Annotated in this window: 10 protein-coding genes and 1 pseudogene; 8 read left to right on the top strand and 3 right to left on the bottom strand. The window is 47.4% G+C overall.

Annotated elements, in window-relative coordinates:
* Nucleotides 1–103 precede the first annotated feature (103 nt).
* The 3 genes and pseudogenes from V4U84_RS02565 (at nt 104) to V4U84_RS02555 (ending at nt 3,142) form a co-directional block, all read left to right on the top strand.
* Entirely contained in the window at nt 104–1,315 is a 1,212-nt protein-coding gene (locus V4U84_RS02565; RefSeq protein ID WP_334076716.1) for a sensor histidine kinase, read from the top strand.
* Nucleotides 1,316–1,317: 2 nt separating this feature from the next.
* Nucleotides 1,318–1,969: pseudogene (locus V4U84_RS02560) on the top strand (response regulator transcription factor).
* An 87-nt stretch (nt 1,970–2,056) separates the two neighbouring features.
* Nucleotides 2,057–3,142 (top strand): AI-2E family transporter, encoded by a 1,086-nt coding sequence (locus tag V4U84_RS02555; RefSeq protein ID WP_334073202.1) that lies wholly within the window; start codon nt 2,057–2,059, stop codon nt 3,140–3,142.
* Between the two features lie 491 nt (nt 3,143–3,633).
* Here V4U84_RS02555 and V4U84_RS02550 read toward each other — a convergent pair whose 3' ends face one another.
* Both V4U84_RS02550 and V4U84_RS02545 read right to left on the bottom strand, forming a co-directional pair.
* Nucleotides 3,634–4,512, bottom strand: a complete 879-nt coding sequence (locus V4U84_RS02550) for a carbohydrate ABC transporter permease (protein ID WP_334073201.1) — start codon at nt 4,510–4,512, stop codon at nt 3,634–3,636.
* Nucleotides 4,513–4,532: 20 nt separating this feature from the next.
* Nucleotides 4,533–5,390: an ABC transporter permease gene (locus V4U84_RS02545; RefSeq protein WP_334076779.1), complete on the bottom strand. Its 858-nt coding sequence runs from the start codon at nt 5,388–5,390 to the stop codon at nt 4,533–4,535.
* Between the two features lie 327 nt (nt 5,391–5,717).
* Between V4U84_RS02545 and V4U84_RS02540 the strand changes: the two genes are divergently transcribed.
* From V4U84_RS02540 to V4U84_RS02530, 3 genes are all read left to right on the top strand, one after another.
* Nucleotides 5,718–7,394 (top strand): extracellular solute-binding protein, encoded by a 1,677-nt coding sequence (locus tag V4U84_RS02540; RefSeq protein ID WP_334076715.1) that lies wholly within the window; start codon nt 5,718–5,720, stop codon nt 7,392–7,394.
* A gap of 85 nt (nt 7,395–7,479) precedes the next feature.
* Complete coding sequence (locus tag V4U84_RS02535; protein ID WP_334076714.1) at nt 7,480–9,222, top strand: sensor histidine kinase; 1,743 nt, start codon at nt 7,480–7,482, stop codon at nt 9,220–9,222.
* Between the two features lie 22 nt (nt 9,223–9,244).
* Nucleotides 9,245–10,867, top strand: a complete 1,623-nt coding sequence (locus V4U84_RS02530) for a response regulator (RefSeq protein ID WP_334076713.1) — start codon at nt 9,245–9,247, stop codon at nt 10,865–10,867.
* 90 nt (nt 10,868–10,957) lie between these two features.
* Here the strand turns inward: V4U84_RS02530 and V4U84_RS02525 are convergent, their stop codons facing one another.
* A complete protein-coding gene (locus tag V4U84_RS02525) occupies nt 10,958–11,668 on the bottom strand; it encodes a GntR family transcriptional regulator (protein WP_334076712.1) in 711 nt (236 codons plus the stop codon).
* A 207-nt stretch (nt 11,669–11,875) separates the two neighbouring features.
* Here V4U84_RS02525 and V4U84_RS02520 point away from each other — a divergent pair, with 207 nt between their 5' ends.
* Together V4U84_RS02520 and V4U84_RS02515 are read left to right on the top strand one after the other, a co-directional pair.
* Nucleotides 11,876–12,850: an SIS domain-containing protein gene (locus V4U84_RS02520; RefSeq protein ID WP_334076711.1), complete on the top strand. Its 975-nt coding sequence runs from the start codon at nt 11,876–11,878 to the stop codon at nt 12,848–12,850.
* A 37-nt stretch (nt 12,851–12,887) separates the two neighbouring features.
* The gene (locus V4U84_RS02515; RefSeq protein WP_334076710.1) at nt 12,888–13,757 is read left to right on the top strand and encodes a fructoselysine 6-kinase; all 870 of its coding nucleotides are present in this window, start codon (nt 12,888–12,890) and stop codon (nt 13,755–13,757) included.
* The last annotated feature ends 109 nt before the right edge of the window (nt 13,758–13,866 follow it).

The following is a 13,866-nucleotide window of genomic DNA, read 5'->3' as shown; positions in this document are numbered from 1 at the left end:
TTCGCGAATCGAACTTATTTTCCAAGCTGTACTTTGGTATATGGGCTGAAGTATGATTTAAACCGGGGGGAAATACCTATCATGTGCCTATGGAGGTGATCTGGTGAAGGCGTTGAATTTACATCAAAGACAAGAAACGACTCCAGTTCAAGCAACAGACCAACTGGTTATCTCTCGGTTTCCGATTCTTCTCTGGATATCTCTGGTTTATGTGGCTTCCATTATACTGCAAAGCATTGAAGAGCTACTTATCTTTAACAGCTTGATCTTTACATTTATCTTCGGCGTTCACGCTTTTCTTCACTGGAACGCCTACCGTCTCACCGTTACAAAGTCTTGGCTGTACTTTTTCATTCAGGGCTTTCTCATTTATACAAGCGCTTTGTTGGTGCCGGGAGGCTCTCCTGCTATATTAATCGGTTTTCTTCCAGTATTAATCGGTCAGAGCATCGGACTTTATTATCACAAAAAGAATATACTCTTCGTGGTACTTTGCTGCTTTTCATTTTTTTTCGCGGCTCAATTCTATTTAGGCCAACTTTATGATCTTGTACTACTGGTCCCGATATTTCTTTTTATGGTGATCCTTACCGGTGCCTATGCTTTGTTGTATTTTCAGCAAGTGCACGCTAGGATACGAACACAACTCTATGTAAAAGATTTGGAAACCGCACACCGAAAGGTCGAAGAGTTGACACTCATGACTGAACGACAGCGTATGGCTCGCGATCTTCATGATACGTTGGCCCAAGGTTTGGCCGGTTTGATCATGCAGCTCGAGGCTGCAGATGCCTTCATATCTCAAGGGAACACCCCGCGGTCCCAGGAGATCATTCAAAGGTCCATGAGCCAAGCACGTAAAACTTTAGCCGACGCACGGCGCGCTATTGATAATTTGCGCATCAAATCAGTAGAAGGAATGAGCTTTCAAGAAGCACTGACCTACGAGATCCGCCGTTTTATTCAGGCCACCGGCATCGAGGTTGTTGATCATGTCCAGATTTCCAGCCATTTATCCCGAACTCTGATTGAGCATAGTATGCAAATCATCAGCGAGTGTTTTACAAATATAGCAAAACATGCCCAAGCTAATAAGTTATGGGTTTCGATCATCGAACAAAACGATAGGGTGCAAATCAAGATTAGGGACAATGGGATAGGTTTCAATACAGAACGTATTGGCAAAGAACCAGGGCATTATGGCATACTGGGGATACAAGAACGTGCGCGGTTGATCGAGGGGGAAGTCAGAATTAACAGTTATCCGGAAGGTACACAAATTTTCTTGGAATTCCCTGTTCACAAAGGAGCCTAAATATGAATCCGTACAAAGTGCTGATAGTTGATGACCATTCCATCGTCCGTGAAGGACTGAGGCTGATTCTTGAAACGGACGACCGCTTCGCCATTGTCGCTGAAGCCGAAAACGGCAGGGTCGCGCTTCAACGGATTAAGGAGCTTAACCCTGACGTCGTGCTAATGGATTTGAATATGCCCGTAATGAGCGGGCTGGAAGCTATGGAAATTTTGAAGAATCATCAAAATCAGGTTCCGGTCATCATTTTGACAACCTATAACGAAGATGAACTGATGGTTAACGGACTGGCTTTGGGGGCAAAAGGCTATTTGCTTAAAGATACAAATCGCGAAAACTTGTTTCGTACCATTGAATCGGCGGTGCGTGGCGAAGCGCTTTTCCAGGCCGACATATTGGCGAAAGTGTTTGAAGCCAAAGACCGAGCAGAGCCTGCTGGCAACAAGAACGGAGGAGCCTTCACTGACGGAGCGTGAACTTCTGATTCTTCAATTCGTAGCCAGAGGGTATAAAAGTAAAGAGATCGGCTTTGATATTGGAATTTCGGAACGCACCGTAAAGGCGCATTTGACCAATATCTATAATAAGCTCGGCGTGGATTCACGATCTCAAGCTGTCGCGATCGCCATGGAACGTGGGATTCTACTTATGTAACCACCTGACGATTTTATTTTCGGGCCCATCCGATTATATAATGTAGGTATAGTTATTGTATTCCGATTATTTGAAAGTTAGGTGCTGATGAGAATGAAGCTGTTGGAAAGATGGACGCGCATCGCGAAATTCGTTTTGATTTTGCTGGCTATCGTCTACGTATTTTCTTTGGTGAGGCCCTTTTTTCTCCCGATGCAAGCTGTGATTGGAGCCATTTTAATTCCGATCCTGCTGGCCGGTTTTTTTTACTATTTGCTTCGTCCGGTCGTCCTTTACATGGAGCGGCATAAGATCAGGCGGTCTTTGGCGATCCTGATCCTTTATGTCATCATGGTCATTTTGGCTATCGGATTTATTGCCGGGGTATGGCCGCTTTTGCAAGCCCAATTAATCAATTTGGTGCAGAACATTCCCCAATTCGTGAATCTGCTGGATGCTCAACTGAGAGAGTGGGGAGAAACGCCTTTCCTTTCGTCCATTATTCCTTCCGATTCCGGTTTGGCAGCTAATTTTTCGGAGTACCTGAGCAAGGGGATTTCCTTCTTAACGAATTATGTGACCGGTTTCGTCTCTTTCCTGTCCCAATTCGCCATTGTGTTGTTTACTTTCCCGATCCTGCTCTATTACATGTTGAAGGAAGGATATCGCTTCAAACGCAGTTTGGTCAAGCTCTCTCCCATTCGTTATCGGAAAGAGGTGTTTCGCGCGGCCGGGGACATGGACAAGGCGCTGAATGACTATATTATCGGCCGGGTCATCGTGAATGCGGCCCTTGGCGTTCTGATGTTTGTCGGCTTTTTGGCGATCGGGCTGCCTTATGCACTCCTGCTGACGACGATCGCGGTCATTTTAAACTTCATCCCCTTGTTCGGGGCAATTATATCCGCCATTCCCATTGTCATCATCGGCTTGATTCAGTCCCCGTCGACCGGCGTCTGGGCGTTGGTCATAATTTTGCTGGCGCAGCAGATTCAGGATAATGTCATATCTCCTTATGTTTTCGGAAAAAAACTGGACATCCATCCGGTCACCACGATTCTTCTTGTATTGGGTAGCGGCAACTGGTTTGGCATCATCGGCATGCTGGTCGTGATCCCGGTGTACATGTTGTTGAAAATCGCTTGGAAGCGGCTGTACAAGTTGTTCTTTAGGACTCATTGGGAAGCTTTATAATCAGGAGGGCTACGGCCGCGTGATCTATGAAAAGGCAGTATAGGTTAAAGCGGATGATGGTCAAAAGAAAACCGTCCCTATTTTTTACGGGGACGGTTTTTTGTGTTTAAATGTTTACGGCTATATAGGTTGAACTATTGATTTGCATATTAGACAGCGGTGTGAAGGGTTCTTTTCACACTCTTGGCCTACAGCTAATTCTTTGGTTCAAATTAAAGGGAATTCCTCCCGTTAATTTGGTACTTATGCGGCTGCAGAGGCGAATTAGCTGGAAAACCTCCCGCTAATTCGCCCGAAATTGTGTATATCGGTAATTGGGCCGCGAAATAGATGGAGCTTTTCCAGCTAAATCCGATCCAAGGGCCAAGAGCGATACATTAACGGGAGGTTTTCCCGTTAGTGGCAACGTATCTCCGAAACCATTTCATATCCTTGCCTAACGCCAATTCTTTAGTTCAACCTATATAGCCGAAAAAACATAGTATATGACTCTATTCTTTAACCGCTCCCAGGACAATGCCTTTGACAAAATACTTTTGGAGAAAAGGATAAATCAGCAGGACCGGTACGGCGCCGATAAATATTTGGGCGGCCTTGACCGTGCGCTGGGAGATGTTTTCCAGCATTTTCGGGTCCACATTCATTTTGCTCATATCCTGCTGTACGAGAATCGTCTGCAGGAAGGTCGCAAGCGGATACTTCTTGTAATCCGACATATAGAGGAGGCCCGAGAACCAGTCGTTCCACTGACCGACCAAGGTGAAAAGAGACAAGGTGGCGATCGCCGGCATGGAAAGCGGCAGGTAGATACGGAACAGGGTTGTCAAGTGACCGGCCCCGTCGATCAAGGAAGCCTCTTCGAGTTCCTTCGGGACACCCCTGAAGAAGTTAAGCAGCAGGATCATGTTCCATACGCTGACCAGCCCCGGAATGATCAAAGCCCAGATGGTGTTCATCAAATGGATTTTTTGAATCAGGATGTACATGGGAACCATGCCGCCGGAGAACAACATCGTGAACACGAAGAACCAGGAATACAGGTTTCTTCCGCGAAAGACTTTTTCATCCTTGGATAAAGCGTAGGCGGCCAGGAATACGACTAACATGCTGAGGGATGTTCCCACAACGACTCTCTCCACGGAAATGATCAAGGATTGAATAAAGTTTTCGTTACCCAGTGTTTTTTCATAAGCGTCGAGGGTGAAGTCGACCGGCCATAAGCCGACCCGATTTGCGCTCGCCGCAGCCTTTCCGCTGAAAGAAACGGCCAGGACGTGAATCAGGGGAATGACGCAAAGCAGGGACAGGAGCGCCAGAAAAACATGGTTGAATACATTGAATATGCGATAGGATAGCGTTTTGTGATACATACATCCTCACCTCCGGGATTTTAAAAAATTCGGTAATTGGCATATTTGTAAGCCAAGCGATAGGCGGTAATAATCATGACCGCGCCGATGACGGATTTGAACAAGCCGACGGCCGTTCCAAAGCTCATTTCTCCGTTCAAGATGGCCATGCGGTAGACGAAAGTATCGATAATGTCGCCTTTGTCGTAGACGAGCGGATTATACAGGTTGAAAATCTGGTCAAAGCCCGCATTTAGAATGTTGCCTAACGCGAGCGTTCCGACGACGATCGTAATCGGCAATAGGGCCGGAATTGTAATGTGCAGGGTTTGCTTCCAGCGTGAAGCTCCGTCGATTTCCGCCGCTTCATAGAGCGACGGGTTTATGCCCGACAGGGCGGCCAGGTATACGATGGTGGAGAAACCAAACTCCTTCCATATATCTGAAACCACAATCGTGACCCGGAACCAGTTTCCATCTCCCAAAAAGAAAATCGGCTTGATCCCCAACACACCGAGTGCCTGATTCACCAGGCCGCCTTCAGGGGACAGAAGATCAATCAGAATTCCCCCTAAGATGACCCATGACAGGAAATGAGGAAGATAGACCAACGTCTGTACCACCCGTTTGAAGGCTATTTTGCGGATTTCATTGAGCAGGATGGCAAATAGAATAGGGATAATCATCCCTATCGTGATCTTGAGGACGGAAATAATAAGAGTGTTTATAATTACTTGGATACTGTCTTCTCTCTCGAACATGAATCTGAAATGTTCCAGGCCAACCCAGGGAGAGCCGGAAAAACCAAGCCAAGGTTTGAAATCCTGGAAGGCCATAATCACGCCGAACATGGGAACATAAGAAAAAATAATGGTTAAAATTACTGCCGGTAGCAGCATGAAATGAAAGACAAAACTGCTTTTACTGCGCTTTGTACGCGAACCCGAAACGTCCGTACGCCGGGGATTTTGCGTTGCCGTTTCACTAACAGGCGCCATAATCATTCTCCTCTCAAATTGTCAGGCTTACGCTTGTGGCCTTATTATACTTGAGGGCTAAAATGTGAGATATGGCAGCCTGTTTACCCAAAGGGCACGAATTTTACAAAGAGGGGCGAAATCTAAAAATTGTTCCATCCAGGTAAAAAAGCAGCCATTTTAAGTTCAAGGGAGCTCATCTACAATAAACGTTGTATTTACAAGATTTCCTTACAGGGGGATGAAAAAATGAAAGCGATTAAACAGTGCGCGGCGGTCTTGTTGACATCGGCATTGACCTTCACGCTTGTGAGCGGTTGCTCCGGAGGCAAAAACAACGGAAGTGAAGCGTCTAGCCCGCCGGTTCAGGAAACGTTGAAGCTGGTCAACGGAAAGTACGATCCGCCGGTAACGATTAGCACCATTCGCGGCGTAAATGCGGATGTGACGTTCAAGAACGGCGAGACCATTGAAAACAACGTGCACACCCGGTGGGCGGAAGAAAAGTTAGGTATCAAGATCAAATACGATTGGACGGTGACGAACACGAACGATGCGTTCGCTACCAAGCTTCGCCTGGCGCTGGCCTCCGATGAGCAAATGCCGGACATTATCGCCATGCGCGAGGATTCGGACATTCTAGATGCGCTCCTTGACTCCGGCAAGTTTATGGAAGTCGGAGAATTGTTCGACAAGTATGCCTCCGAAACCTGGAAAAAAGCCATGAATGAGGACCCAACGGTATGGTATCGTTATATGAGGGACGGGAAAAAATACGGCATTCCTATTTTGGACTACGCTTATAATTCGGATCCGGTGCTGTGGATTCGCGAGGACTGGATGAAAAAGCTCAATCTCCAGGCTCCGAAAACGATCGAAGATGTCGAGAAAATCATGGACGCCTTCGTCAATCAAGATCCGGACGGAAACGGTCAAAAAGATACCTGGGGACTGACGCTTGGAACGAAGAACGCGTTTAACACATGGATGTCCGATGTCAGCTGGCTCTTCGGCGCTTACGGCGCCATGCCGAACCAATGGAATCTGAACAGCGAGGGGAATCTGGAATTTGGTTCCGTTCAGCCCGGCGTTAAGGAAGGGCTCGTTAAGCTGAAAGAATGGAAAGAGAAAGGGTACATTCCAACGGAGTTTTCGCTATGGGATGAAAGCAAGGCAACCGAGGCGTTTGTATCCGGAAAAGCGGGGATGATCGCCGGCCCGCACTGGATGGTTTCGTGGCCGCTTGGAGATTTGAACAAAAACGTAAAGGGTGCGGAGTTTAAGGCCTACCCGCTGCCAACTGGCCCTGACGGCAAAGGCGGCCGCCACACCACTTTCGTTCGGAACGGAGTAGTCCTGATCAACAAAAATATGAAACATCCGGAAGCCTTTTTCACATACCAAAATTACTGGTTTGACAATTACGCCGAAAGGAAAGCCGGCAGCGAGTTTGAATTCGGAACATTTAAAGGTTACGACTACGATTTCGTGGACGGTAAATGGGTGGACGAAACGAAGGTGCCGGGCGGCGGTGCTCCAGCGTACAAATATACCCTAACTTTTGACGGAGCCCGAATTCCGTCCTTGAACATGAAGGCCATGTCCAAATTGGCTGACGGCGAGCCGCCGACGACCCCGTTCGAGAAGATCATTGCGGAGGGCACGCCGAAGGCGATGCTCGACGCGGCCAAAATCGTAATGGATCAAAAGGATTTGGCCGTTCCGAGTATGTTCCAAACGCGCCAAACGCCAACGATGAAGAAGAGACAGGAATATCTCAACAAGTTGGAGAAGGACGTGTTCTCGAAGATTATCTACGGAAAAGTTGGCCCCGAACAATTCGACAAATTCGTAGCGGAATGGAAGTCGTCCGGTGGAGACGACATGACCAAAGAGGTTAATGATTGGTATCAGTCGGTAAAGTAAATATCGAGGGAGATTGAGGTTTAAACCATAGGGCCGAATTTGCCCTATGGTTTCCTTTATTCTCGAGGCCGAGAGGAGAAACGAAATGACTAGCAAATGGAATTTTTTTAATAAATTTATTATATTGTTTTTCCTCTTCCTGATCCCCGTCGTGTATTTGTATTCCAACAGCCATCGCAATACGATGGCATTACTGAAGGAGCAGATTACGAACTATAATTTGAACCAACTGTCCTTTCTGGTGAATGAAATCGACACCAACGCCAGCAAACTCGCCACCTTTCCCATTATGTTGAACCAGGACCCCGATATCCGGGAGTTTCAAAGTATCTACCTGTCCAGCAAGCTGTTGGACCTTGACCAGATCAACATTATCCACCGAGTGGAAACGAAGCTGGTTCTTCAAAGCACTTCCAGCGTTTGGCCTAATGAATTGAGCTTGTATTCAACAAGCCTTGATCTGTTGGTATCGACCAATACGATGAATAATAAACAGGCATTTCTTAAAGAAGTGCTGACGCACGGCCAAGGTTGGAATTTTATCGGCAAAGGCAAACAAAGAGCCGTCTTCTCCTACACACTATTCGACCCTTTTCATAAAGCGGGCGGCACCGAGGAAACGGATTTCATTTTGGAAATGCAATTTCCAGTCTCCAATATTGAACATATGCTGAATCGCTACAAGGTTGAGGACGGGAATCAGGATCCCTTTTTCTACAGCCCGTCTCCCGGCGGTGATTCGATTTTATATAACGCCACATCGGACCGGGGCAAAGTGCGGGCACTGATTGGCGACATCACCATCCCGCAGAACCGGGAGAAAGGCGAACTGACAAAGACGCTGGACGGAAAGAAATACAAAGTCTTTTACGTGAAGTCCAAGCAGTTGGGCTGGTATTTGGTCGATTACATCCCGGAAGCGGAAGTGCTGGGGCCCATCATTAAAAACCGGGACATCTTTTACAGCTCGACCGGGCTGCTGTTGCTGCTGGTTATCGTGGCGATCACTTTTATGTACCGGCAGGTCAAGCTGCCGATTCAGCAGTTGATTTATGCGGTAAACCGGATCAAGATCGGAGATTTCTCCTATCGGATCTCCATTCGGCCCAAGAGCGAATTCCGATTTTTGCTTGAGCGGTACAACTATATGGCCATGCAGATTGAACAGTTGATCGAGAATGTATACAAGGAGAAGATCCATTCCAGAGAGGCCGTTCTAAAGCAATTGCAATCCCAGATCAACCCGCATTTTTTGTACAATTGTCTCGCGTATATTAACAGCATGGCAAAGCTGCAGGACCACGACTCCGTCATCGCGATGTCCTACCATTTAAGCAAATATTACCGGAAAACCACACGAGTCGAGAACCAGACGATCCAATTGCAAGAGGAGCTTGACTTGATACACAGTTACCTGGAAATATACAAACTGCGGATGAACAGGCTGGAGTATCGGATTGACATTCCCGCGGCTATGGAGCAGTTATCGATTCCTAGGCTTATCCTTCAACCTATCGTAGAAAATGCCATCGTTCACGGGATTGAGCAGAAGAAAAATTCCTCAATGCTCCGGATAAGAGGGGAAATGAAGGGAGGGATCTGCCTGATTCATGTCGAGGAGGATGGATTCGGTCTGACTGACGACGAGATGGAGCGACTTGCCGAAAAGCTAAGGACTCCGCTGAACGAAGAGATGGGCTGCGGTCTGTGGAATGTGCATCAGCGGCTGATTATCAAATACGGAGAAAGCAGCGGGCTGAGCTTCTCGCGTTCGGAGCTGGGAGGTCTCCACGTTGTAATCAGATGGGACGAGCCTAGCGAAAGTTAATTTACAGCAGGAGGAGTTACGTATGTATTGCGTGTTGATTGTCGATGATGAGGAGCATTTAGTGGAGAGTTTGGCGGAAACGACGGATTGGAGCAGGATGTCCGTGTCGACCGTGCACAAGGCTTATTCGGGAGAGCAAGCGCTGGACATTTTGAAATCGTCCCAGGTCGATATTGTCATTACGGATATCAAAATGCCGGAGATGACGGGAATCGAATTGATCGAAATCATTCACGAAAGATGGAAAAAGGTCAAGTGTATTTTGCTGACCGGTTTTTCGGATTTCAATTTCGCCAAACAGGCGATTAAATTCAAGGCTATGGATTACTTGCTGAAGCCGGTCGAGACCGAGGAATTGGAGGCTTCCGTCACGCAAATTATCGCCGGTTTGAGGGAGGAATGGGGGAGGATCGCCTCCTATCAACAAGCGGTTTCCGCCATCAAAGAGAACCTTCCGCTCTTGAAAAGCAATCTGCTGCAAGACTTGCTGCAAGGGAAGAAAATCGACTTCCAGTCGTTGGAGGAAAAGATGGCACTTCTTGAAATGCCGTTTTACACGGGGGATTCTCTCGCTCTGCTGTTGATCCGTATGGAAGGGACCTTTGCCGAATATGATTACCACACACTTTCCCTAATGGAATACGCTGTTGGAAATATCGCGGCAGAGGTTTTTGCCGACCAGTTTTGGATTTGGATCGGAAAAGACCCGCACGACTACTTGACGATGGTGGTCAAGCCGAAATACAAATCGGACGCGCAAAATAAGAACAATTTATTGGAACTCAAGGCAGGGGAATTGCAGCGCAGTGTGCAGATGTATTTGAAGGGCAGAATATCCGTTCTGGTCAGCCCCTGGTTTGGTTTCCCGGAGGAACTCACCGCCACTTACCGGAACAGTATCGGGACCTTGAGACAACTGGCCGGCAACGAGGATGAACTGGTCATCACCATGAATTCGCTCACCTTTGCGGAGTCGAGCATCGTGGAACGCTTATATGAGCCTCCGCTGCCGATCGTACTGCTGGAGTCGGCCCGCTGGGACGCTTTTCGGGAGAAGGTCAGCCGGGTGATTGATGAGCTTGAGGCCCGCTGGTCCGATTCCTATGAACACATCATGGAGGCATTCTTCGTGATATCCGGGGCTTTTACTTATATTGTGCACAAAAACGGCTGGCGCTTTTTTGAGTTGATGGGCCATGATCACCGCATCCTGGATACGAGCCGAATGACTACGGTGAAGGCGCTGCGGGAGTGGACCGATAGAGTGTTGGATAAAATTATCGAGGAGAGTGAGAAGGGCCGGAAGGACAACCGGCAAATGCTGATCGATAAAATTCAGGCCTTCATCCAGGAACACTTATACGCCGACCTCACTTCACACATGATTGCGGAGTGCGTCAATCTGAATCCCGCCTACGTATCGAGAGTGTACAAGCTGGAAACCGGAGAGAGCATCACGGAGTATATTTTCCGGCTGAAAATGGAGGAGGCGGCCTACTTGCTGAAATATTCGGACAAAAAAATCTATGAAATTTCCGGTGAGCTGCGATATCAAAATCCTCAGTACTTCAGCAAGTTGTTCCGTAGACAGTACAATATATCTCCACAGGAGTATCGCGATGCGATGCATCGTTGTAGTAGTTGAAGCGGCAAGGCGGTTGTTAAGGTGTTCCCGGAACTGACCCGAAGGGAAGTATATGAAAATGCCAACCAGTTACGGTTGGCATTTTTTGCGTTAAACAATCAGTTCAAACCGGTCCCCTAAGATCAACTGCTTGGAGCGGTGGATTTTTTTGCCGTCCGGGCTGCTGACGGTACTTCGGATACAAAGCAAAGGATGGCCCTCCTCGATATCCAAGTAAGTGGCCACATCGAAGGAAGCGTATTCCAGGACGATGTATTTACGGGAAATGCCAAAGGTAATATTGTGTTTATTCCTTAAAAGCTCGTACAGTGATTTATGATTTAAATCCTCATGCAGCAAAAAGGAGTAGGACGAAGGAAGACGGGTGTATTCCACGGATACGGGAACATCGTCGGCATATCTGATTCTTTCGATGTTGATGATTTTATCCCCGGGGTTTAAACCCAAGTGCTCCTGATCCGCAGCGGTAGCTTCTTCAATCACGCATTTGATGACTTTGGCCCCGGGAACTTTATTCTGCAATCTGCAAGTATCGCTAAATCCAATCGTCTCCGTGACATTCTTCCTGATCTTCTCTTTCGTGATAAATGTGCCTTTTCCGGGAATGCGCACCAAATACCCATCAGAGGTGAGGGAGTCAAGAGCGGCGCGGACGGTTACGCGGCTCACATTGTTGGTTTCGCTTAATTCCAATTCCGTAGGGAGTTTGTCTCCCGGCTTTAGCGTGCCGTTATGGATGGAGTCCAAAATTTTGTCCTGCAGCTGCTTATATAACGGTGCGGATTCCGTATGATCGACCATGGTTTTACCTCCAAAAAAACTTTGTATTATATTGTTATGTTGCCTTGCTTCTATATTATAACAATATGTGTAGGCTGTGTACAAAAAAAATGGCAAAGTGCACTTGTTTAATGTATTACTATGTGTTATCCTTCAGTTAAGACATTCCAATACATTACACCGGTGGGGAATGTAGAGAAACTAAATGTATCATACAAGGAGAAGGCCATGGATATAAAACAAATTATTGCAGAAATTGTGGCGGAGAAACAAGAGGTCGGAGGTATTAAACAAGTTTATTATGTAGCTTGCGGCGGTTCTTATGGCGCTTTTTATCCGGCGAAGACGTTTCTGGAAAAAGAGGCCAAGGACATTAAAGTAGGCTTGTACAACAGCAATGAGTTCGTACACAACACACCTAAGGCGTTTGGCGAAAATTCGGTACTGGTCGTAGCCTCCCATAAAGGCAATACGCCGGAGACCGTGAAAGCGGCGGAGATCGGCAAAAAGGCGGGCGTTCCGGTCATCGCGCTAACCTGGATTACGGATTCGCCGATTACGGAGCATGCCGATTATGTGGTGAAGTACACCTTTGGCGAGGGCAAGGATATTGCTGGGGAAAAAACCATAAAAGCCCTGTTGACGGCGGTAGAGGCATTGAATCAGACTGAGGGATACGAGCACTACAATTCATTCCTCGATGGAGTGGCCAAAATCGATCATATTGTTAAAAGCGCTTGCAAACACGTGGCTAAACGCGCTCTGACGTTCGCGAAAAACCACAAGGATGATAACGTGATTTATACGATGGCCAGCGGGGCCGGTTACGGGGCCGCTTATATGGAGAGTATTTGTATCTTTATGGAAATGCAGTGGATCAACTCCTCCAGCATTCATTCGGGCGAATTCTTCCACGGTCCGTTCGAGATCACGGATGCGGAAATTCCGTTCGTCATTCAGATTTCCGAAGGAAGCACCCGGCCGCTGGATGAAAGAGCCCTGGAGTTCCTGAACCGGTATGCCAAGCGAGTGGAAGTACTGGATGCCAAGGATCTGGGCCTTTCCACCATCGACGCTTCCGTAGTCGATTATTTCAACCATTCCCTGTTTAACAACGTTTACCCCGTTTACAATCAAGCTTTGGCGGTGGAAAGACAGCATCCGCTTACAACCCGCAGATATATGTGGAAGGTTGAGTATTAATTTTACCTACATTAGCAGCTTTAGAGGGGATTATTTTATGGAACAATATAAGGTTATCGGGATCGGCGACAACGTAGTAGACAAGTATGTCCACCAGGGTGTGATGTATCCTGGTGGAAACGCCTTGAATTTTAGCGCCTATGCCCGCATGTGCGGAATGAACTCGTCTTATTTGGGGAAATTCGGCAACGATCAAGTCGCTCACTATATCCAGCGGGTCATGGATGAATTGGAGATTGAACATAGCCGTTGCCGGATATTTGAGGGAGAGAACGGATACGCGCGGGTAACGCTGGAAAACGGGGACCGTGTATTTCTGGGTTCGAACAAAGGCGGAATCGCGAAAGAAAAGCCTTGGAATTTTACGGAAGACGACTTGGATTATATTAAACAGTTCTCCGTGATCCATACCAGCCTGAACAGCTATATCGAGGGAGATCTGGCGATCTTAAAAACAAGCCATGTACCGGTCTCCTTTGACTTTTCGGTGCGCTGGAATGACGAGTACTTGGAGCGAGTATGCCGGTATGCGGACATTTCCTTTCTGTCCTGCAGCCATATAACGGAAAGCGAACGGGAACGAGAGATGCGGAAAGCTCAGGCATTCGGCTCCAAATTGGTTATCGGAACGGTGGGAGAGAACGGCTCATTCGCGCTTTATAAAGATCAATGGATCTACCAACCGGCCGTATTAACGGAAACGGTAGACACGATGGGAGCGGGCGATTCCTATTTAACCGCTTTTCTTATAGGGATGATAAGAAGCTCGGAAAACGGCACCATATTTTTGGATTCGGATGAGGAGATGCTGCGAAAAATCAAAGCAAGCATGGAGCAAGGAGCCGCCTTTGCCGCAAAGATTTGCCGGTTTAACGGCGCATTTGGCCATGGAACGGCAATCCTGTAAAGCAACCCTCCGACTCAAAAGAGACACCTTTAATCGGGGATTTGTAAGCGTATTCAGAAATAGCGCAGCAGATGCCGCGATAGTTTAGACAAGTCGGCAAAATCACATA

The sequence above is a fragment of the Paenibacillus sanfengchensis genome (assembly GCF_036864765.1).
GTDB lineage: Bacteria > Bacillota > Bacilli > Paenibacillales > Paenibacillaceae > Fontibacillus > Fontibacillus sanfengchensis.
Note: the sequence above shows the minus strand (reverse complement) of the source record. Positions and strands in the feature narration are given on the sequence as shown.